The organism is Burkholderia sp. Ed8 (assembly GCF_040761425.1).
In the GTDB taxonomy this organism is placed as follows: Bacteria; Pseudomonadota; Gammaproteobacteria; order Burkholderiales; family Burkholderiaceae; genus Burkholderia; species Burkholderia seminalis.
The window spans coordinates 1,383,426-1,402,064 of record NZ_CP142886.1 but is presented as its reverse complement, the minus strand read 5'-3'; the positions used below and the strand labels follow the sequence as shown (position 1 = coordinate 1,402,064).

The window sequence follows — 18,639 nt, the reverse complement described above, 5'->3', positions numbered from 1 at the left end:
CATCGTAGGCGCTGCGCCCGCGCGCGGCGGAAATCCGGTCCATCGGACACGCACGGCGGCGCGATAAAAAAAGGGGGCGATCGCTCGCCCCCCTTTGTTCCCGCGTGCCGCCGCGCCCTGTCAGAACGCGACGAACGGCTGCGCGCCGCCGCTCGCGGTCTTGTCCATCCCGAAGTAGATCGTCTTGCCGTAGAAGTGCGGCATGCCGATGTCCAGCCAGCTGGTCGAGCCGAACGGGCCCGCGATGTCGTTGAACGCGAACGTCGACGGGTTCGAGAACAGCGAATCGGCGTTCGAGACGGGCATCGACACGACACCCGACGCGCCGTTCTGGCCGCTCAGCGTCGCCGAGTAGGTCGTCGCGGACGACGGGCAGTAGAACTCCGTGTTCCGCGAACAGACCGTCTGCGCCGAATCGTTGAAGAAATACGCGTTCGAGCCCGTATCGAAGAACGCGGTCACGTTGCGCCCGAGGAACGTCGCGCTGACGTCGCCCGTCGTGGTCGACGTCAGGACCGTCTTGCCGCTCAGGCTCGGCAGGCCGAACGTCAGCGTCCCGGTCGCGCTCGCCTGCCCGTTGCTCGAGATGGCCGGCATCTGCACGCTCACGCCGTCGCTGTTCGCGAAACGATGGACCGGGTTGGCCACCTGCTGCGACAGCGGCACGAGCGCCACCGTGCAGCTCGCGTTGTCGCCGTTCGGGCACGCGTAGTAGTTGTTGCTCGACGACGTCGACGTCGCGCAGGTCGTGCCGCAGTCGTACGGCGCGGGCCCGATGCCGAGGATCCCGTTCGCGCCCAGCGCACCCGCCGAGTTGGCCGACGCGCCGCCGTTCGTGCACGAGCTCGGCACGTTGGTCGTGCCGAGGTCGCCGATGATCTGTACGGGCAGCGCGCTCGCCTGCTCGGTGCCGATCGACAGGTCGACCGTGCGTACCGATCCCCACGTGTAGCTCGACACGAACTTGCCGCACTCGGCCACCGGCGCGCCGCCGCTCGTCACCTGCGGCAGGCTGCCCAGCACGCCCGACACCGCGCTGCCGACGAGCCGCAGCCCGTAGGACGCGGTATCGACCAGCACGTTGTTGACCACCTGGCAGTTCGACGTGCCCGGCGCGCAGACCTTCACGCTGATGGTCGGGATGTTGATCACGTTCGCGACGCCCGTGGCGACCGTGATGACGGCGGTATTTCCGGAATTGCCGTCCGATCCGCCGGATCCGTTGTTGCCGTTGTTGCCCGTGTTGCTGCCGCCGCCGCCGTCGCCGCCGCCGCATGCGGTGACGAGCACGGCCGTCGCGGCCGCGAGGCCCAGCACGCCGAGCCAGCGCTTGAATGTACGATGAATGCTCAAGATCGCTCTCCCGCTGTCACTGGATGTCGGTGCCGGCCAGGCCGGCCGGCAGCGCCGCCGGCAGCCACGCCTGACCCGAGAACGCGCCCATGTGGCCGCCCGTCCGGATCACGAGGCCGCTCGTGTCGACGGCCACGGGCGCACGCCAGCCGCGCGCCTTGTGCGCCGCCTGGACGCCTGCGGTGTACTGCGGGAAATAGCTGCCGAGCAGCGACGCGAGATCCGGCATCGTCGGCCCGCTCCACGCGAGGCCGAACACGCTGCCGGCGGCCGACGTGTATTCGTGGATGACGGTGCCCGACCCGAGCGTGATCTCGCGGACGGTATAGCCGGCCGTGCTCGTCTGCACGCCGTCCGCCGAACGCATCGCGCGCTGCAGCGCGCGCACGGTGGCGGCCTGATCGTCCGCGGGCGGCGACATCGGCGCGCCGCCCAGTTCAGCATGTGCGTGGACGGCCCACAGCACACCCATTGCGGCCGCCGCCTGCGCGACGGTCCAGCCCAAGCGTTTCAGCTTCACGTTCCCCCCCAAGGGATTGGCTTCGTTGCGGCGGCGCCGCCATCGGGCCTGCGCCGCCTGCCAACCGATGATTCGTACGAATGACGCTACGTTGCTGCTGACGCGTAGTATGCCTGCTGAGTGTGACCAAGTGTCAATTCGACGCAGGATCACGCCGCGCCGCAGGGACGCGGCGCGCACGGGGAAACGAGGCGGGAACGGGAAAGACGCGCGGCGGGCGCCCCGCGGAACGGGGCGCGCCGACGCGTGGCGGCAAGGTCAGAAGCCGAGGCTCGCGAGCAGGTCGTCGACCTGCCCCTGGTCCTGGACCACGTCGGATTTGCCTTCCGGCGCGATCTGCGGGCCGTTGAGCAGCGACTCGGGGCTGCCGGTCGCACTCATCTGCTCGGCCGCGAGCGCGGCCGCGGTGGCCGCGAACTGTTCGCGCCGCTCGGGCGCGATGTTCTCGACGAGCACGGTGAGGAGCTGCTGCTCGATCAGGTAGACCATGTCCATGATCTTCTTGATCACCTGCCCGGTGAGATCCTGGAAATCCTGCGCGAGCATGATCTCGAGCAGCTGCGCGCTGGTGGCCGACGTCGCCTCGGGCAACGTGCGCAGGAACGCGCGCGTATCGTCCATCAGCTCGCGCACTTCCGCGTGCTCGATCGGCGCCGCATACCACTGCGTCCAGCGCGCGTCGAGCGCCTCGGCCTCGTTCTGGATGCGCGCCTGCATCGGCTTCGCGACCTCGATCGCATTCAGCACGCGCACGGCGGCCTGCTCGGTCATCGTCGCGACGTAGCGCAGCCGGTCGCGCGCATCGGGCACGGCCTCCGCCGCGCGCTCGACGTGCTTGTCGAGCCCGAGCTCGCGCATCGAGTCGCGCAGCGTGCGCGTGACGTGGCCGATGCGCGCGAGGATGCGGTCGCTCGCGAAATCGGCGCCTTCTGGCTGGCTGTCGGCGCTGAATCCCGCGCCGGCGAGCGCCGCATGGATCGGCTCGTTCACGTCAGCTCCCGGCCTTCGCCATCTTGTCGATGATCTTGTTCAGCTTCTCGTCGAGCGTCGCGGCCGTGAACGGTTTCACGACGTAGCCGCTCGCACCGGCCTGCGCGGCCGCGATGATGTTCTCCTTCTTCGACTCGGCCGTGACCATCAGCACCGGCAGGTGCGTGAGCGTCGCGTCCGCGCGGATTTCCTTCAGCATCGCGAGGCCGTCGAGGTTCGGCATGTTCCAGTCCGAGATCACGAAGTCGTAGCCGCCGCCGCGCAGCCGCGCGAGGCCGGCCAAGCCGTCCTCGGCCTCGTCGACGTTCGAATAGCCCAGTTCCTTCAGCAGGTTGCGGACGATCCGGCGCATCGTCGGGAAATCGTCCACCACCAGGATTTTCATGCTCTTGTCCATCGTCGTTCCTTTCCAGATTCGTTTCCGTCGGGACGCGTATCGTGGCACGCGCCCCGTGACATTCCATTCAAACGCGCTGCACGCGGTCGCCCATCGTCGCCAGGCGCGCCATCACGCGGCGGCTCATGTCGGCGAGCGGCGCGACCTCGTCCGCGCCGCCGAGCGCGATCGCCTCGCGCGGCATCCCGAACACGATGCAGCTCGCTTCGTCCTGCGCGAACGTGTAGGCGCCCGCGCGCTTCATTTCCAGCAGGCCGGCCGCGCCGTCACGGCCCATCCCGGTGAGGATCACGCCGATCGCGTTCTTGCCCGCGTGCGTCGCCGCCGAACGGAACAGCACGTCGACCGACGGGCGGTGCCGGTTCACCGGCGGCTCGTCCGACAGTTGCGCAATATAGTTCGCCCCGCTTCTCGCAAGCAACAGGTGCGCGTGGCCCGGCGCGATATACGCGTGGCCCGGCAGCACGCGCTCGCCGTGCTCGGCTTCCTTCACCGCGATCCGGCACAGGCCGTTCAGCCGCTGCGCGAACGACTTCGTGAAGCCCGGCGGCATGTGCTGCGCGATCAGCACGGCCGGCGCATCCGGCGGCAGCGGCGTCAGCACTTCGCGAATCGCCTCGGTGCCGCCCGTCGACGCGCCGATGATGAGCAGCTTCTCGGTACTGACGAGCGGGTTGTTGATCATCGGCGCGGCCGCCGGGCTGTCGGCCGAGCGCGCGGCGGCTTGCGGCTGCGGCGCCTGGCGCACGCGCGCGCGCGACGCCGCGCGGATCTTGTCGGCGAGCTTTTCCGCGTAGTCGAGCATCCCGTCGCGAATCCCGACGCGCGGCTTCGTGACGAAATCCACCGCGCCGAGTTCGAGCGCGCGCAGCGTGATTTCGGAGCCGCGCTCGGTCAGCGACGACACCATCACGACCGGCATCGGCCGCAGGCGCATCAGCTTCTCGAGGAAGTCGAGCCCGTCCATGCGCGGCATTTCGACGTCGAGCGTGAGCACGTCGGGGTTGTGCTGCTTGATGAGCTCGCGCGCGACGAGCGGATCGGGCGCGGTCGCGCACACCGTCATGTCGGGCTGGCTGTTGATGATCTCGGTCATCAGGCTGCGGATCAGCGCCGAATCGTCGACGCACAATACTTTGATCTTCTGCACTGCGGTCATGCCTCCTGCTTTCTTGATAGGTTCGCCGCATACGGGTTCGCCGCCCGCACGCCGCCGGCACCGCCCGCGCTGCCGCTGCCGGCCGGCGCGGCGCCGCGCGCGCCGAACAGCTCGATGCGCGGGCGCGCCGGTTGCGGCGCGGCCGGCCGTTTCGCCTGGAACAGCTCGACGTGCGCGCGCGGGCGCGCCGCGCGCAAGCGGTCGGCCTCGCGCGCCAGCGCGGCTTCGCGCTCGGTCACGCCCGGCACCTGCAGCCGCAACTTCTTCACCATCGCGCGCCCCGTGCGCGGCATGAACGCGACCTTGCGCGGATGGACGTCCTGCAAGTCCTCCGCGGTGATGCGGATGCGTTCGAGCGCGAGGTAGCGGCGCACGAAATCCGCGTTGCGATCGCCGATGTTGATCGTCGTCATCCCGGCCAGCACGGCCGCGCCGCCGAACACCTTCGCCTCGAGGCGTTCGCGGCGCCCGCCGGCCTTGATCAGTTCGTTGATCAGCACTTCCATCGCGTACGCGCCATAGCGCATCGATTCGGACGCGGCCGCGCCCGCATCGGCGCCGTCGTCGGGCAGCATGAAGTGGTTCATCCCGCCGATGCCCGCGTACGGATCGTGAATGCACGCGGCGACGCACGAGCCGAGCACGGTCATCAGCACCATGTCCTCGGCGGTCGTGTAGAACTCGTTCGGCAACAGCTTCACGCCGGGAAGGCCGAAGTGGCTGTCGAAGTAGCGATTGGTCGCGATCGGCAGTGCGCTCATCCGCGCTCTCCATAGGCAGGCACGGCGCCCGCGGCCCGCGCGCGCACGGGCGACGGCATCGCGGCCGCCGCGGGCGCCTGCGCGCCGCGCGGCCGCGCACCCTGCGCGGCGTCGCGTGTCAGTTCGTACACCGTCTGCCCGCGCAGCCGGAACGCCTGCGTCACGTACGTGAAGTTTTCCGAATGGCCGGCGAACAGCAGCCCGCCCGGCTTCACGAGCGGCTCGAAGCGCGACAGCACCTGCCCCTGCGTCGGCTTGTCGAAATAGATCATCACGTTGCGGCAGAAGATCGCGTCGAACGGCTTCGCGATCCCGTAGTCCGCATCGGTCAGGTTCAGTTGCTCGAAACGGATCATCGCGCGCAGCTCGGGGCGCACCTTCACGCGGCCTGACTGCGGACCCGTGCCTTTCAGGAAGAAGCGCTTGAGCCGCTCCGGCGACAGGTGCTTGACCTGGTCGTACGTGTAGATGCCGGCCTCCGCCTTCGCGAGCACCTGCGTGTCGAGATCGGTCGCGAGGATCGACGCGCCGCGCGCCGCCGATTCGCCGAGTGCCTCGATCAGCGTGATCGCGATCGAATACGGTTCCTCGCCGGTCGACGCCGCCGAGCACCAGACCGACACCGGCGCCGGGCGCCCTTTCACGAAATCCGACAGGATCGGGAAATGGTGCGACTCGCGGAAGAACGCGGTCAGGTTGGTCGTCAGCGCGTTGGTGAACGCTTCCCACTCGAGCGGATCGTCCTCCTGCTCGAGCAGGTCGAGGTAGTCGCGGAACGTGTCGAGGCCGCGCGCACGCAGCCGCCGGGCGAGACGGCTGTACGCCATGTCGCGCTTGTGCTCGGACAGCGAGATCCCCGCGCGTTGATGGATCAGCGCGCGAATGCGTGCGAAATCCGCGCCCGTGAACGCGAAGTCGCGCCCCGGATCCCCTGCGCGAGGCGAGGCATCCGGTGCATCGGGTCGAAACGGCGCGCGCGCGTGCGACATGGCTTAGAAGGTCTCCCAGTCGTCGTCGGACGCGCCGGCCACCGCCAGCGCCGGCTTCTCGCCGTTCAGCGCCGGGCGCACGAGCGCGGGCTTCGCGGCCGGCTTGTCCGCCGGTGCGGCCGACTTCGCGAGGCGCGGGCCATAGCCGCCCGCGGCGGTGCCGCGGGAAGCCGTTGCATCCTTCTGCGTGCGCGCGGTGTCGGCCGTGCGCTTCGGTTCGGCGCCGGCGCCCGACGCGGCCGCACGGGCGGCCGGCGCGGCGCGCCGTGCCGGTTGTGCCGCCGCCTGAGGCGCCGGCAGCGCGGCGACCGGCGCCGCGTCGTGACGCGGCTCCGACGGCAACGCAGGCACGGCCGCCGGTTCGTGCGCGACCGGCCGCGCGACGCTGCGCGCCGGCGCGAGCGCGATGCCGCCCGCGACGCGCCAGCCCGACACGATCGCCTTCATCTGGCGCGTCTGCTCCTCGAGCGACGCGGCGGCCGCCGCCGCCTGCTCGACGAGCGCCGCGTTCTGCTGCGTGACCGAATCCATCTGTCCGACCGCGCGGTTGACCTGCTCGATGCCGGTCGACTGCTCGTCGGACGCCGCGCTGATCTCGCCCATGATGTCGGTCACGCGGCGCACGGCCTGCACGATCTCTTCCATCGTCGCGCCGGCACGCGCCACGAGCGCCGACCCGCTGTCGACCTTCTCGGTCGAATCGCCGATCAGCTGCTTGATTTCCTTCGCGGCGCTCGCGCTGCGCTGCGCGAGCGAGCGCACCTCGCCCGCGACCACCGCGAAGCCGCGGCCCTGTTCGCCCGCGCGCGCGGCTTCGACCGCCGCGTTCAGCGCGAGGATGTTGGTCTGGAACGCGATGCCCTCGATCGTGCCGATGATGTCGACGACCTTGCCCGAGCTGGCCGCGATGTCCTGCATCGTCGACACGACCTGGCCGACCACGTCGCCGCCCTGCGTCGCGATGTCCGACGCGTTCACCGCGAGCTGGCTCGCCTGCCGCGCGTTCTCCGCGTTCTGCCGCACGGTGCCCGTCAGCTGCTCCATGCTCGACGCGGTTTCCTGCAGCGACGCGGCCTGCTCCTCGGTGCGCTGCGACAGGTCGATGTTGCCGGTCGCGATCTCGCGCGCGCCGACGTCGATCGACTCGGTGCCGCGATGCACGGCCTGCACCATCGTCGTCACCGCGTCCTGCATCCGCTTGATGCCGCCGAACAGGCGGCCGATCTCGTTCGTGCTGAACACGCTCACCGGCTGCGTGAGGTCGCCGCCGGCGATGCGCTCGAAGTGCGCGATCGCGTCCTCGATCGGCTTCACGATCAGGCCGCGCAGGACGAAGCGGATCGCGATCACGACGACGAACGCGATCGCGATGCCGGCGGCGATCAGCGCGACCATCAGCGAGATCTGCGACTGCGTCGCGGCCTGACGCTCTTCCGCGCGCTTCTGCAGCGATGCGATCACGGCCGCCGCCGTCTGGTCGAACGCGACGAACATCGGGCTGATCTTCGCGTCGGCAATCGCGTGGTACGCCGCCATGTCGCCCGCGCGCGCCGCCGCGAATTCGGGCTCGACGCCTTCCTTCACGATCGTCGTGTAGCGGGCGGTGAGCTCGTCGAGGAGCGCCTGCTCGACGCCGAGCTTCGGCAACGACTGGAACGCCTGCCAGTTCTGGTTCGACTTCGCGAACAGCTCCTGCGCGCGGTCGAGCACCTTCGCCGCGTCGGCCGCATTGCCGCCTTCGGTCAGCGTACGGAAGCGGTCGAGCGCGACGCGCGAGCGCAGCAGGTGCGCGGCCGTGTCGTCCAGCGTGTGAATCGCCGGCAGGTCGACGTGCGCGATCTCGTCGAGCGAACGGCTCGCGTGATTGAGCGCGTAGAGGCCGAGCCCGCCGACCGCGGCGGCCAGGCACACGAGAATGAGTCCGACCGCGGTGAGCGTCGTACGGATCGACCAGTTGTGCAACATTGCAGATTCTCCCGAAATTGCTGCGCGCGCGGCGCGCTTACCCGCCGAGTGTCTCGATCAGCGCCATTTCACGGCTCGACATCAGCTTCTCGATGTCCATCAGGATCAGCATCCGGCCGTCGACCGTGCCGAGGCCGGTCAGGTACTCGGTCGTCAGCGTCGCGCCGAATTCCGGCGCCGGCATGATCTGGTCGGTCTGCAGCGTCAGCACGTCCGACACGCCGTCGACCACCATCCCGACCACGCGGTTCGACACGTTCAGGATGATCACGACGGTCTGGTGGTCGTACTCGACGCGGCCGAGATGGAACTTGATCCGCATGTCGACGATCGGCACGATGATCCCGCGCAGGTTGATCACGCCCTTGATGAACTCCGGCGCGTTCGCGATGCGCGTGACGCTGTCGTAGCCGCGGATTTCCTGCACTTTCAGGATGTCGATCCCGTATTCCTCGTCGCCGAGCGTGAACACGAGGAATTCCTGGCCCGTCGCGTCGCCCTGCTCCGCGTCGCGGCGGCTCGTTGCCGCGTTCGCCGCGGCCGGATTGATCATTTGGACTTCAGCAGACACGTTTGCCCCCAATCGGTTGATGGCGAGAGTCAGAACATCGCGAGCTCGGCGCCGGCACGGGCGCCGTGCGTCGCACGGGTTTCACGGTTGAGCGCCGCGACGTCGACGATCAGGGCGACGCTGCCGTCGCCGAGGATGGTCGCCGCCGAGATGCCGTGGACCTTGCGGTAGTTGGTTTCGAGGTTCTTCACGACCACCTGCTGCTGGCCGACCAGCTCGTCGATCAGCATCGCGAAGCGGCGGCCCTCGGTTTCCATGATCGTGACGATCCCCTGCGTCGGGTCGGTGCGCGCGTCCTCGACCGAGAACACCTCGTGCAGCGCGACCAGCGGCAGGTATTCGCCGCGCACGCGCACCACGCGCTCGCCGTTGCCGACCGTGTAGATGTCGTCGGTCGACGGCTGCAGCGACTCCATCACGAAGTTCAGCGGCAGGATGAAGATCTCGCTGCCGACCTTCACCGACATCCCGTCGAGGATCGCGAGCGTGAGCGGCAGCACGATCCGCGTGGTCGTGCCGCGGCCGGCCTGCGACGTGATCTCGACGTGGCCGCCCATCGACTGGATGTTGCGCTTCACGACGTCCATCCCGACGCCGCGGCCCGACACGTCGGTCACCGTCTCGGCCGTCGAGAAGCCCGGCGCGAAGATCAGCTGCCAGACTTCGTCGTCGCTGATGTTGTCGGACACCTGCATGCCCTGCTTCGCGGCCTTCGCGAGGATCCGCTCGCGGTTCAGGCCCGCGCCGTCGTCGCTCACCTCGATCACGATGTTGCCGCCGTGATGCGCGGCCGACAGCACGAGCTGGCCGACCGCATCCTTGCCGGCGGCGACGCGCTTGTCGACGGTTTCGATCCCGTGGTCGAGGCTGTTGCGCACGAGGTGGGTGAGCGGATCGATGATCCGCTCGATCAGGCTCTTGTCGAGCTCGGTCGCCTGCCCGAACGTGACGAGCTCGACCTGCTTGCCGAGCTTGCCGGCGAGGTCGCGCACGAGGCGCGGGAAGCGGCTGAACACGTAGTCCATCGGCATCATGCGGATCGACATCACCGCTTCCTGCAGGTCGCGCGCGTTGCGCTCGAGCTGCGCCATCCCGTTGAACAGGCGGTCGTGCAGCGCCGGATCGAATGCGCTCGCGGTTTCCGCGAGCATCGCCTGCGTGATCACGAGCTCGCCGACGAGGTTGATCAGCTGGTCGACCTTCTCCACGCCGACGCGAATCGAGCTGCCTTCGGCGCCCGCGGCGGCGGCCGCGGCCGGGCGCGCACGCTTGTCGTCGTGGTGCGCGGCGGCCGGCGCCGCGTGTTCGGCCGGCGGTTGCGGCGCGGGTTGCGGCGGCTGGGCCGGTGCGGCCGCGGCGGCCGGCTCGGCGGGCGCCGGCGCGGCCGGTTGCGGCGCGGCGGCCGGCGGCGCGAACACCTCGACGCGCGCCGGTTGCGCGGCGGCGGCCGGTTCGGCAACCGGCGCCGCCGTGTCCTGCGCGGCAGCCGGCGCGGCCGGTGCGGCCGGCGCCGTGCCGTGCGCGACGCGGATCTGGCTTTCGTCGATCACGAAGCAGCACACGGCGACGATGTCGTCGGACGGCACATCGGATTCGAGCCACAGCGACAGGTCGGCGCCCGCTGCCTCGCGGCCGACGATCCGGCCGAGGTTGCCGAGTTCCTCGGTGAGCAGCGCCTGGTCCTTCGCGTCGACGCCCACCAGCGTGATCTTCAGGTGCGGGCCGCCCGCGCCCGCGTCCGCGTCACCCGCCGGATGCGCGGCCGCGACGGCCTGCTCGACCACGTGATCGGGCGCGCGCTCGCCACCGGCGGCGGGTTCCGCGGCCGGAGCGGCGGCAGCGGGTGCGGCCGCGGGCGCAGGTGCCGGCGCGGCGGCCGCCGCCGGTTCACCCGCGCCGCTCGCGGCCTTCAGCCGTTCGAGCTTCGCGCAGATCGTCGCGGCAGCCGCCGCGTCCGGTTCGGCGCTCGCGCGGTAGTCCGCGAGCTGGTCGGACAGCACGTCCTTGGTCTCGAGGAACGCGTCGACCATCTCCTTGGTCAGCGTCAACTCGTGGTTGCGCGCGCGGTCGAGCAGCGATTCGAGGATGTGCGTCGTATCGGTCAGCGCGGAAAAGCCGAACGTCGCCGCGCCGCCCTTGATCGAATGCGCGGCGCGGAAGATCGCGGCCAGGTCTTCGGGGTCGGGCGAGTCGACGTCGAGGTTCAGCAGCAGCTGCTCCATCTGCGCGAGCAGCTCGTCCGCTTCGTCGAAAAAGGTCTGGTAGAACTGAGTGATGTCGAGAGTCATGCCCGGTCACCGGTTGAATTCGTCGCGTTCATGTCAGGATGCGGCCGGCTCGGAGAGCGTCGCGACCAGGTCGACCAGCACGGCCGGGTCGATCGGCTTCTCGATCCAGCCCGTCGCGCCCGCGTCGCGCGCGGCATCCTTGAAGGCATCGCTGCCCTCGGTCGTCAGCACGAGGATCGGCGTGTCCGCATACGCGGTCAGCTTGCGCAGCGCGGCGATCACCTCGAGCCCGTTCTTGCGCGGCATGTTCTGGTCGGTCAGCACCAGGTCGTACGGCGCGGTCGCGGCCATGTCGAAGCCGGCTTCGCCGTCCGGCGCCACCGTCACGTCATAGCCGGCCTGTGCAAGCGTCGCCTGCAGCAGGGCGCGCATGGTCGCGGAGTCGTCGATGGCGAGAATGGTTCGGATCATGTCTGTCTCGGAGCGGGTCTTGTCGATATCAGGGTTTCGGCACCGCGACGGCGGACGCCGCGAGCGCGGGGCGCACGGCCGGCGCCGCGCCGAGCTGCTGCGCGAGCTGCTTCGAGCCGGCCGCATCGGCCGACAGCGTCGTGGTCGTCGCGTCATCGCGCATCAGCGCCTCTTCGGATTTGCGGTTCAGCACGATCACGCTGATCCGGCGGTTTTCCGGATCGAGCGGGTCGGCCTTGTTCAGGTTCTGCGTCGACGCGAGGCCGAGCACGCGCAGCACTTTCGCCTCGTCCATGCCGCCGGAGATCAGCTCGCGGCGCGACGCGTTCGCGCGATCGGCCGACAGCTCCCAGTTGCTGTAGCCGCCCTCGCCGCCCGCGTACGGCACGGCGTCGGTGTGGCCCTGGACGATGATCCGGTTCGGCACGTCGTTCAGCGTCTTGCCGATCTCGCGCAGGATGTCGCGCATGTACGGCTCGACGCGGTCGCTCGACATCGCGAACATCGGCCGCTTCTGCGAATCGACGATCTCGATGCGCAGCCCCATCAGCGTCGAATCGATGCGGATCTGCTGCTTGAACTGGCGCAACGTCGGATTCGCCTCGATCGCGGCCATCAGCTTGATCTGCAGGTCGTGCAGGCGCGCCTGCTCGAGCCGGTCCTGCGCGCCCTGCGCCTGCGAGCGCGTGTTGTCGTCGCCGGCCTTCGCGACGCGATCGGCGAGCTGCGTCGAGCCGTCGGTGCGGCGCAGCGTGCCGGCGTCGACGCTCGACAGGTCGCGGCCGCCGGCGTTGAGGATGCTGGAGTCCTGCGAATTGCGGTCGCCGCTGCCGAACAGCGCGGCCTTCAGCGGCGTGTTGAAGTATTCGGCGATGCCCTTCAGCTGCACCGGCGTGACCGAGCTCAGCAGCCACATCAACAGGAAGAACGCCATCATCGCGGTCATGAAATCCGCGTACGCGAGCTTCCATGCGCCGCCGTGGTGGCCCTTCTTCGCCGGGGCCACCCGCTTGACGACGATCGCGCGATCCTTGCTCTTGCTCATCGTGCGCTCCGCGTCACTTCGCCTTCACCCGGCGCACGTGCTCTTCGAGCTCCGAGAACGACGGGCGCTCGGTCGAGAACAGCACCTTGCGGCCGAACTCGACGGCAATCGCCGGCGCATAACCGTTCAGCGTCGCGAGGATCGTCACCTTGATGCACTGGAACATCTTCGTCGACTCGGCGACGCGCTGCTCCGCCAGGCTCGCGAGCGGCCCGATCAGCCCGTACGACAGCAGGATCCCGAGGAACGTGCCGACCAGCGCCTGCGCGATCATCGCGCCGAGCACCGCGGGCGGCTTGTCGGCCGACGCCATCGTGTGGACCACGCCCATCACGGCCGCGACGATGCCGAACGCCGGCATCGCGTCGCCGACGCGCATCAGCGCGTGCGCGGGGCCTTCGCCTTCCGCGTGGTGCGTCTCGATCTCCTCGTCCATCAGGCTCTCGATCTCGAACGCGTTCATGTTGCCGCCCACCATCAGGCGCAGGTAGTCGGTCAGGAACTCGACGATGTGATGATCGGCGAGGATCTTCGGGTATTGCGTGAAAATCGGGCTCTTTTCCGGATCGTCGATGTCGGCCTCGAGCGTCAGCGTGCCTTCCTTGCGCGCCTTCGCCAGCAGCACGTAGAGCAGCGCCATCAGCTCCATGTAGACGTCCTTCGTGTACTTCGACCCTTTGAAGAGGGTCGGCAGCACGCGCAGCGTGGCCTTGATGGTCTTGCCGCCGTTGCCGAGGATGAATGCGCCGACGCCGGCGCCCACGATCATCAGGATCTCGACCGGCTGGATCAATGCGCCCAGATGCCCGCCTGCCAGCGCATAGCCGCCGAAGACGGACAACAGCGTCACGAGTGTTCCCACGATAATCAGCACTGCCTGTCCCTCACGAAAGACCGGCGGGAAGACCGCCGTTAAACAGGTTTACGGCAGTCGGCAGGAAAACTTTCGCGGCCGCCCGGCGGCGGCCCGGCAGTGTTTACCAGCACGGCACGGACGATTCGCGCGGCCCGCGGCAACCGCCCGCGCCCCGCCCGGCGGCGCTCAGGCCGCGGTGGCAGCCAGTTCGGCGCGCGCGGCGGCGGCCTTGCGGGTCTTGCCGGCACGCGACGGCGGCTGGCAGAGGCCGCACACGAAACCTTGATGCGGATCATGCGCATGCGCGACGAAGTGGCCGCCGCAGCGCGTGCACGGGGTCATCTGCAGCATCCCCGAATCGAAGAAGCGCACGAGCGTCCATGCCCGCGTGAGGCTCAGCGCGGCCTCGTCGCCGGACAGGTTCACGTGCTCCTGATAGAGCCGGTACGCCTTCACGATCGACTGGATCGGCTCGCAGCGGCCGTGGTCCTGCATGAACCGGTAGATGTTGTAGAACAGCGACGAGTGGATGTTCGGCTGCCACGTCATGAACCAGTCGGTCGAGAACGGCAGCATCCCCTTCGGCGGCGACACGCCCTTCAGTTCCTTGTACAGCTTGATCAGACGGTCCCGCGACAGGCTCGTCTCCGCCTCCAGCAGCTGCAGCCGGGCGCCCAGTTCGATCAGTTCGATGGCGAGGGTGATTTCCTTCACCTCGATCACGACGCTTTTGCTTGCCATGGTGATAACCGTCCGCTTGACGTTGTTCGAATGGATGGCCAATACGCTGCCCTCCGGCGCGGTACGCCGGGACACAACGCAAGGCGGGATGGATCAGCGGACGCCTTCGACCTGCTGCCCGGCCATCAGGATGGCCGAGTGGGCGTGCGCGACGACATCGCTACGGCCCTTGTCGGCGAGCGACGACAGCAGCGCGTGATCGTCGAAGCGGAAGCGGCACAGCATCTGGTTCGACGCGGCAAGCTTCACGGTCTGTGCGAGCGTGAGGTTGGCGAGCACGTCGGCGAGTTCCTGGGAAATTCCCATGCGGAACATGCCCATCGCCTTGTCTTCCCGCAGCAGGCGCTGCGCGAGGAGGAGGTACGACAGGTTGACCTCTTTGATCTCACTGAGCATTTCGCTGGTAGCGCTCATGATTCCCCCGTTATAAGAGCTTTGCTTTGGCCATTCGTGTTATGAAAACGTTTGCTCGATCGGAGCGCTCCTGGCGCACTGTCGGCTCGTTTATAGTCTTACAGGGCGAATTTTGGCCAAACGCCATTTATGTCGGTATCAGCGAAGTGGCGTATGCCATGCAGGATTTGTCTGTAAACCGTGTAGGAATTTTTCCGACAAAGCGAATTGAAAGGGGCAATCGGGAAAGCGGATGACAGCGCGCATTCGGCTGCGAGGGTGCCGATGGCCGCCCGCTCGGTGGCGGAAGGCTTGCCGGCAGGGCTGCCGACAATCGGATCGGTAAAAATTATAGTGGTTTTTCACGATCGCGCAACAATAGTTGCGGCCATCTCGATTCATGATTCCGCGCCCTTTTTCTCGGGGTTTTCGCGTATTTCATCGTGTAACAAGCCTTAAGTGTTTGAAAAAACACTCGAACCCCGCAGGGCGATATCGATAATGGACTCCAATGGGCGGCGGCGCGAGCCGTGCCGGCCCGCCCCGCAGCTTGCCGTCCGGCGCCCCGCGCACCCCGTCCAGGGCCCGGCCACGTACGCCAGACGCGTGCGTCGGCGAGTTCCGCAACGTTGTATGGGATCCGCGTCGGCGCGATGGCGCCCACGGATCGAAAACCGGAGAACACCGATGCGAATTGCCCAGATCGCGCCGCTTTACGAAGCCGTTCCGCCGAAACTCTACGGCGGCACCGAGCGTGTCGTGTCCTACCTCACCGAGGCGCTCGTCGAACTCGGCCACGACGTGACGCTGTTCGCCAGCGGCGACTCCGTCACGTCGGCCCGTCTCGAGGCGGCGTGGCCGCGCGCCCTGCGGCTCGACCCGTCGATCCGCGATTCGATGGCACCCCACATGCGGCTCCTCGAGCAGGTGGCCCGGGTCGCGCACGAATTCGACGTGCTGCATTTCCACCTCGACTACCTGCCGTTCCCGCTGATGTCGCGCCTCGACACGCCGTACGTGACGACGTTGCACGGCCGCCTCGACCTGCCCGAGCTGCAGCCGGTGTTCGACGCGTTCCCGGACGCGCCGGTCGTGTCGATCTCGAACAACCAGCGCAAGCCGCTGCCGCAGGCCGCGTGGGCCGGCACCGTGTATCACGGGCTGCCCGACACGCTGCTGACGCCGCAGCCGGGCGTGAAACCCGAATACCTCGCGTTCCTCGGCCGGATCTGTCCCGAAAAGCGCGTCGACACCGCGATCCGGATCGCCGCGCAAAGCGGGCTGCCGCTGAAGATCGCCGCGAAGGTCGACAAGGCCGACGCCGACTATTTCAAGGAAGTGATCGAGCCGCTGCTCGGCCAGGCGCACGTCGAATTCATCGGCGAGATCAACGAGGCGCAGAAGCCCGCGTTCCTGTCCGGCGCGAAGGCGCTGCTGTTCCCGATCGACTGGCCGGAGCCGTTCGGCCTGGTGATGATCGAGGCGATGGCCTGCGGCACGCCGGTCGTCGCGTTCAACCGCGGCTCGGTGCCGGAAGTGATCGAGGACGGCGTGACCGGCTTCATCGTCGAGGACGTGCAGGGCGCGGTCGGTGCGCTGCACCGGATCGACACGTTGTCGCGCACCGCGATCCGCCAGCGTTTCGACACGCGTTTCAGCTCGAAGGCAATGGCGCAGCGTTATGTCGAAACTTACGAATCGCTTTGCGCGGCGGCCAAGCAACCGGTATTGCGCCGGGTCGCGAGCGCCTGACGCGGAAATCCGCACGGAAATATTCAGCAAAATCCGCGCCGAAATCGGCGCGTAAAACAAAAGAGCCGCATCGACGATGCGGCTCTTTCTTTTCGGCTTCCGGTCATTCGATCAGGAAACGATCGCGGTTTTTCCCGACGATCCAATTCGGCGGCTTGCCGCGCCCGCTCCAGGTTGCACCCGACTTCGGATCGCGGTATTTCGGCGGCAGCGGCGCCTTCTTCGGCGGGCGCCCGCGCCGTGCCCGTTCCGCGAAGCCCAGGTCCTGGGCCGTCAGGCCGTATTCCGCAATCATTCGCTGGACGTCGGCAATGACCGCCGCCACTTCCTGGCGGCGCACGTCGTCCGCCTGAGCCTGCAGATCAGCGATCTGCGCCTTGAGTTTCGCGTATTGAGACATTTTTCGACTCCCCTTTTCGATGATGCGGCCCCGGCGAATCCGGCCGGGACGCCAACACCCGTTACGTCATCCGCACTGCCGCCCTGCCCTTCGAAATAAATACTGTCATCTTTAACCGATTCGGCTTTATCGAGAATGCGGACTTATTCTAATAAAAGGCATTCGTCAGCCATTCAAATTTAACAATCGTTGACCCTCCCGGACGCGATTCATTTCCTATAATCCAGACCAATTCCGGGCGAGGGATTAAATCCGCAGTGTCGTCCGGTGGTCTTCAACCCACTTGAACGAGGTCCTTACATGAATCTTTCTCAGCGTCTCGCTGCAGAGGTATTCGGCACGTTCTGGCTGGTGCTCGGCGGGTGCGGAAGCGCCGTGCTGGCCGCCGCCTTTCCGGGCCTCGGCATCGGCTTTGCCGGCGTCGCACTTGCCTTCGGCCTGACCGTGCTGACGATGGCATTCGCAATCGGCCACATCTCGGGTTGCCACCTGAATCCGGCGGTGAGCGTCGGCCTGACGGTCGCCGGCCGCTTCCCGGCACGCGATCTCGCTCCGTACATCGTCGCGCAGGTCGTCGGCGCCACGCTCGGCGCGTTCGTGCTGTACCTGATCGCCACCGGCAAGCCGGGCTTCGACGTCGTCGGCAGCGGCTTTGCGACGAACGGCTTCGGCGATCGCTCGCCCGGCCACTACTCGCTGAGCGCATCGTTCATCTGCGAAGTCGTGATGACGGGCTTCTTCCTGTTCGTGATCCTCGGCGCGACCGACAAGCGCGGTGTGCCGGCCGGCTTCGCGCCGATCGCGATCGGCCTGTGCCTGACGCTGATTCACCTGATCTCGATCCCGGTCACCAACACGTCGGTGAACCCGGCGCGCTCGACCGGCCCGGCGCTGTTCGTCGGCGGCGACGCGATCGGCCAGCTCTGGCTGTTCTGGGTGGCGCCGATGATCGGCGCGGTACTCGCAGGGATCATCTACCCGCTGGTCGCCGGGCGTGACGACGCCGTCGACCTGCTTCCGGCATCGGCTCGCACAAGCGAATAAAACACTACGGGGTCAAGCGAGCAGAGCAGCGAGCCTCACGCTGTCCAACAACATCGAGGCAGGCAATTTCGACGGGCGCCACTGGCGCCCGTTTTTCATTTCCGCACGGGACACGCGCCCGGGGCCGGACGCTCAGGAAGCGGCGACGTTGTCCTCGAGCGAGAACAGCGAGCGCAGGTGCCGGGCGACCCCCGCATCGAAGTTGTTGCCGATCCGCGGAATGTGCGGCAGCCGCGCGACCAGGTCGGGGTTCGCGTTGTTCATCATGAACGCGTGACCGGCGGTTTCGAGCAGGTCGATGTCGTTCATGTTGTCGCCGAACGCGATGCAGTGGCCGGTATCGACGCCGAGCCGCCCGAGCACCGTGCGCAGCGCGCGGCCCTTCGATACGTTCGCGGTCATCACCTCCAGACAGTCGGGCAGCGAATACGTGACGTACAGCGCATCGCCGAAGCGCACGCGCATCTGCTCGGCGACGACCGCCAGATCGGCCGGCTCGCCGATATACAGCACCTTCGCGATATCGGCGCCGTCGTGCGCGGCCATGTCGATCACGTCGTAGCGGAAGCCCGAATCCTGGTGGAAGTCGAGCAGGTGCGGCGCGTCGCGGTCGATCAGCCAGCCGTCGTTGGTGAACAGGTTGACGATCGTGCGGCCATGCGCGCCGGTGACCTCCGGCTGCACGAGGCTGCGGACGATCGCGGGATCGATGTCCTGCGCGTGAATCGTCGTGTCGTCCGGCGCATGCACGCGCGCGCCGTTCGACGTGATCAGGTACGGCCGGATGCCGAGCACGTCGCGAATGCCGGCGACGTCCGCGTAATGGCGCCCCGTCGCGATCACGAACTGCAGGCCGTCGCGGTCGAGCCGGCGGACGGTGTCGATCGTGTACGGATCGAGCTGGTGGTCGCTGTTCAGCAGGGTACCGTCGAGATCGGTGGCGATGACTTTGTACATGGGACGGGAGAATGGCGCACAGGACGCTGCGGAATCGCCATTTTAAC

19 protein-coding genes are annotated in these 18,639 nt (G+C 67.9%); 2 read left to right on the top strand and 17 right to left on the bottom strand.

What is annotated here, in order from left to right; all coding sequences use genetic code 11:
* Positions 1 to 120: 120 nt before the first annotated feature.
* The 15 genes from VXM69_RS20370 to flhD all read right to left on the bottom strand — a co-directional run bounded on the left by VXM69_RS20370 (position 121) and on the right by flhD (position 14,460).
* Complete coding sequence (locus tag VXM69_RS20370) at positions 121 to 1,353, bottom strand: DUF3443 family protein (RefSeq protein WP_069707188.1); 1,233 nt, start codon at positions 1,351 to 1,353, stop codon at positions 121 to 123.
* A 16-nt stretch (positions 1,354 to 1,369) separates the two neighbouring features.
* Positions 1,370 to 1,873, bottom strand: a complete 504-nt coding sequence (locus tag VXM69_RS20365) for a DUF2844 domain-containing protein (protein WP_034188078.1) — start codon at positions 1,871 to 1,873, stop codon at positions 1,370 to 1,372.
* 258 nt (positions 1,874 to 2,131) lie between these two features.
* Entirely contained in the window at positions 2,132 to 2,863 is a 732-nt protein-coding gene (gene cheZ, locus VXM69_RS20360) for a protein phosphatase CheZ (protein WP_069707187.1), read from the bottom strand.
* A gap of 1 nt (position 2,864) precedes the next feature.
* Positions 2,865 to 3,260 carry a chemotaxis response regulator CheY gene (gene cheY / locus VXM69_RS20355; protein WP_006485893.1) on the bottom strand — a complete coding sequence of 132 codons (396 nt, stop codon included), beginning with the start codon at positions 3,258 to 3,260 and terminating at the stop codon, positions 2,865 to 2,867.
* 67 nt (positions 3,261 to 3,327) lie between these two features.
* Positions 3,328 to 4,419, bottom strand: coding sequence for a chemotaxis response regulator protein-glutamate methylesterase (locus VXM69_RS20350; RefSeq protein WP_034188080.1), 1,092 nt, complete (start codon positions 4,417 to 4,419; stop codon positions 3,328 to 3,330).
* Positions 4,416 to 5,180 (bottom strand): chemoreceptor glutamine deamidase CheD, encoded by a 765-nt coding sequence (gene cheD, locus VXM69_RS20345; protein WP_034188081.1) that lies wholly within the window; start codon positions 5,178 to 5,180, stop codon positions 4,416 to 4,418. The genes VXM69_RS20350 and cheD overlap by 4 nt, the downstream gene beginning before the upstream one ends.
* The gene (locus VXM69_RS20340) at positions 5,177 to 6,169 is read right to left on the bottom strand and encodes a CheR family methyltransferase (protein WP_034188082.1); all 993 of its coding nucleotides are present in this window, start codon (positions 6,167 to 6,169) and stop codon (positions 5,177 to 5,179) included. Before VXM69_RS20340 ends, cheD begins: the two co-directional genes overlap by 4 nt.
* A 3-nt stretch (positions 6,170 to 6,172) precedes the next feature.
* A complete protein-coding gene (locus VXM69_RS20335) occupies positions 6,173 to 8,134 on the bottom strand; it encodes a methyl-accepting chemotaxis protein (protein ID WP_367190118.1) in 1,962 nt (653 codons plus the stop codon).
* Between the two features lie 37 nt (positions 8,135 to 8,171).
* Positions 8,172 to 8,687, bottom strand: coding sequence for a chemotaxis protein CheW (gene cheW / locus VXM69_RS20330; protein WP_006486165.1), 516 nt, complete (start codon positions 8,685 to 8,687; stop codon positions 8,172 to 8,174).
* Between the two features lie 47 nt (positions 8,688 to 8,734).
* Positions 8,735 to 10,993 (bottom strand): chemotaxis protein CheA, encoded by a 2,259-nt coding sequence (gene cheA, locus VXM69_RS20325; RefSeq protein WP_367190117.1) that lies wholly within the window; start codon positions 10,991 to 10,993, stop codon positions 8,735 to 8,737.
* Positions 10,994 to 11,026: 33 nt separating this feature from the next.
* A complete protein-coding gene (locus VXM69_RS20320; protein WP_034188085.1) occupies positions 11,027 to 11,404 on the bottom strand; it encodes a response regulator in 378 nt (125 codons plus the stop codon).
* Positions 11,405 to 11,432: 28 nt separating this feature from the next.
* On the bottom strand, positions 11,433 to 12,449 hold the full coding sequence (motB, locus tag VXM69_RS20315; protein ID WP_034188086.1) for a flagellar motor protein MotB: 1,017 nt from the start codon (positions 12,447 to 12,449) through the stop codon (positions 11,433 to 11,435).
* A 13-nt stretch (positions 12,450 to 12,462) separates the two neighbouring features.
* Positions 12,463 to 13,323, bottom strand: coding sequence for a flagellar motor stator protein MotA (motA, locus tag VXM69_RS20310; RefSeq protein ID WP_011350592.1), 861 nt, complete (start codon positions 13,321 to 13,323; stop codon positions 12,463 to 12,465).
* A 168-nt stretch (positions 13,324 to 13,491) separates the two neighbouring features.
* Positions 13,492 to 14,046, bottom strand: a complete 555-nt coding sequence (gene flhC, locus VXM69_RS20305) for a flagellar transcriptional regulator FlhC (RefSeq protein WP_034188087.1) — start codon at positions 14,044 to 14,046, stop codon at positions 13,492 to 13,494.
* Positions 14,047 to 14,139: 93 nt separating this feature from the next.
* Positions 14,140 to 14,460 (bottom strand): flagellar transcriptional regulator FlhD, encoded by a 321-nt coding sequence (flhD, locus tag VXM69_RS20300; protein WP_011350590.1) that lies wholly within the window; start codon positions 14,458 to 14,460, stop codon positions 14,140 to 14,142.
* 666 nt (positions 14,461 to 15,126) lie between these two features.
* Between flhD and VXM69_RS20295 the strand changes: the two genes are divergently transcribed.
* Positions 15,127 to 16,191 (top strand): glycosyltransferase family 4 protein, encoded by a 1,065-nt coding sequence (locus tag VXM69_RS20295; protein ID WP_034188088.1) that lies wholly within the window; start codon positions 15,127 to 15,129, stop codon positions 16,189 to 16,191.
* Between the two features lie 103 nt (positions 16,192 to 16,294).
* Here the strand turns inward: VXM69_RS20295 and VXM69_RS20290 are convergent, their stop codons facing one another.
* A complete protein-coding gene (locus tag VXM69_RS20290; protein WP_006489320.1) occupies positions 16,295 to 16,591 on the bottom strand; it encodes an H-NS histone family protein in 297 nt (98 codons plus the stop codon).
* Positions 16,592 to 16,891: 300 nt separating this feature from the next.
* On the opposite strand from VXM69_RS20290, the gene aqpZ reads away from it, so the two are divergent.
* Positions 16,892 to 17,635, top strand: a complete 744-nt coding sequence (aqpZ, locus tag VXM69_RS20285) for an aquaporin Z (protein ID WP_034188089.1) — start codon at positions 16,892 to 16,894, stop codon at positions 17,633 to 17,635.
* A gap of 132 nt (positions 17,636 to 17,767) precedes the next feature.
* On the opposite strand, the gene VXM69_RS20280 is transcribed toward aqpZ, so the two are convergent.
* Positions 17,768 to 18,592, bottom strand: coding sequence for a Cof-type HAD-IIB family hydrolase (locus tag VXM69_RS20280; RefSeq protein ID WP_059559383.1), 825 nt, complete (start codon positions 18,590 to 18,592; stop codon positions 17,768 to 17,770).
* Between the last annotated feature and the right edge of the window lie 47 nt (positions 18,593 to 18,639).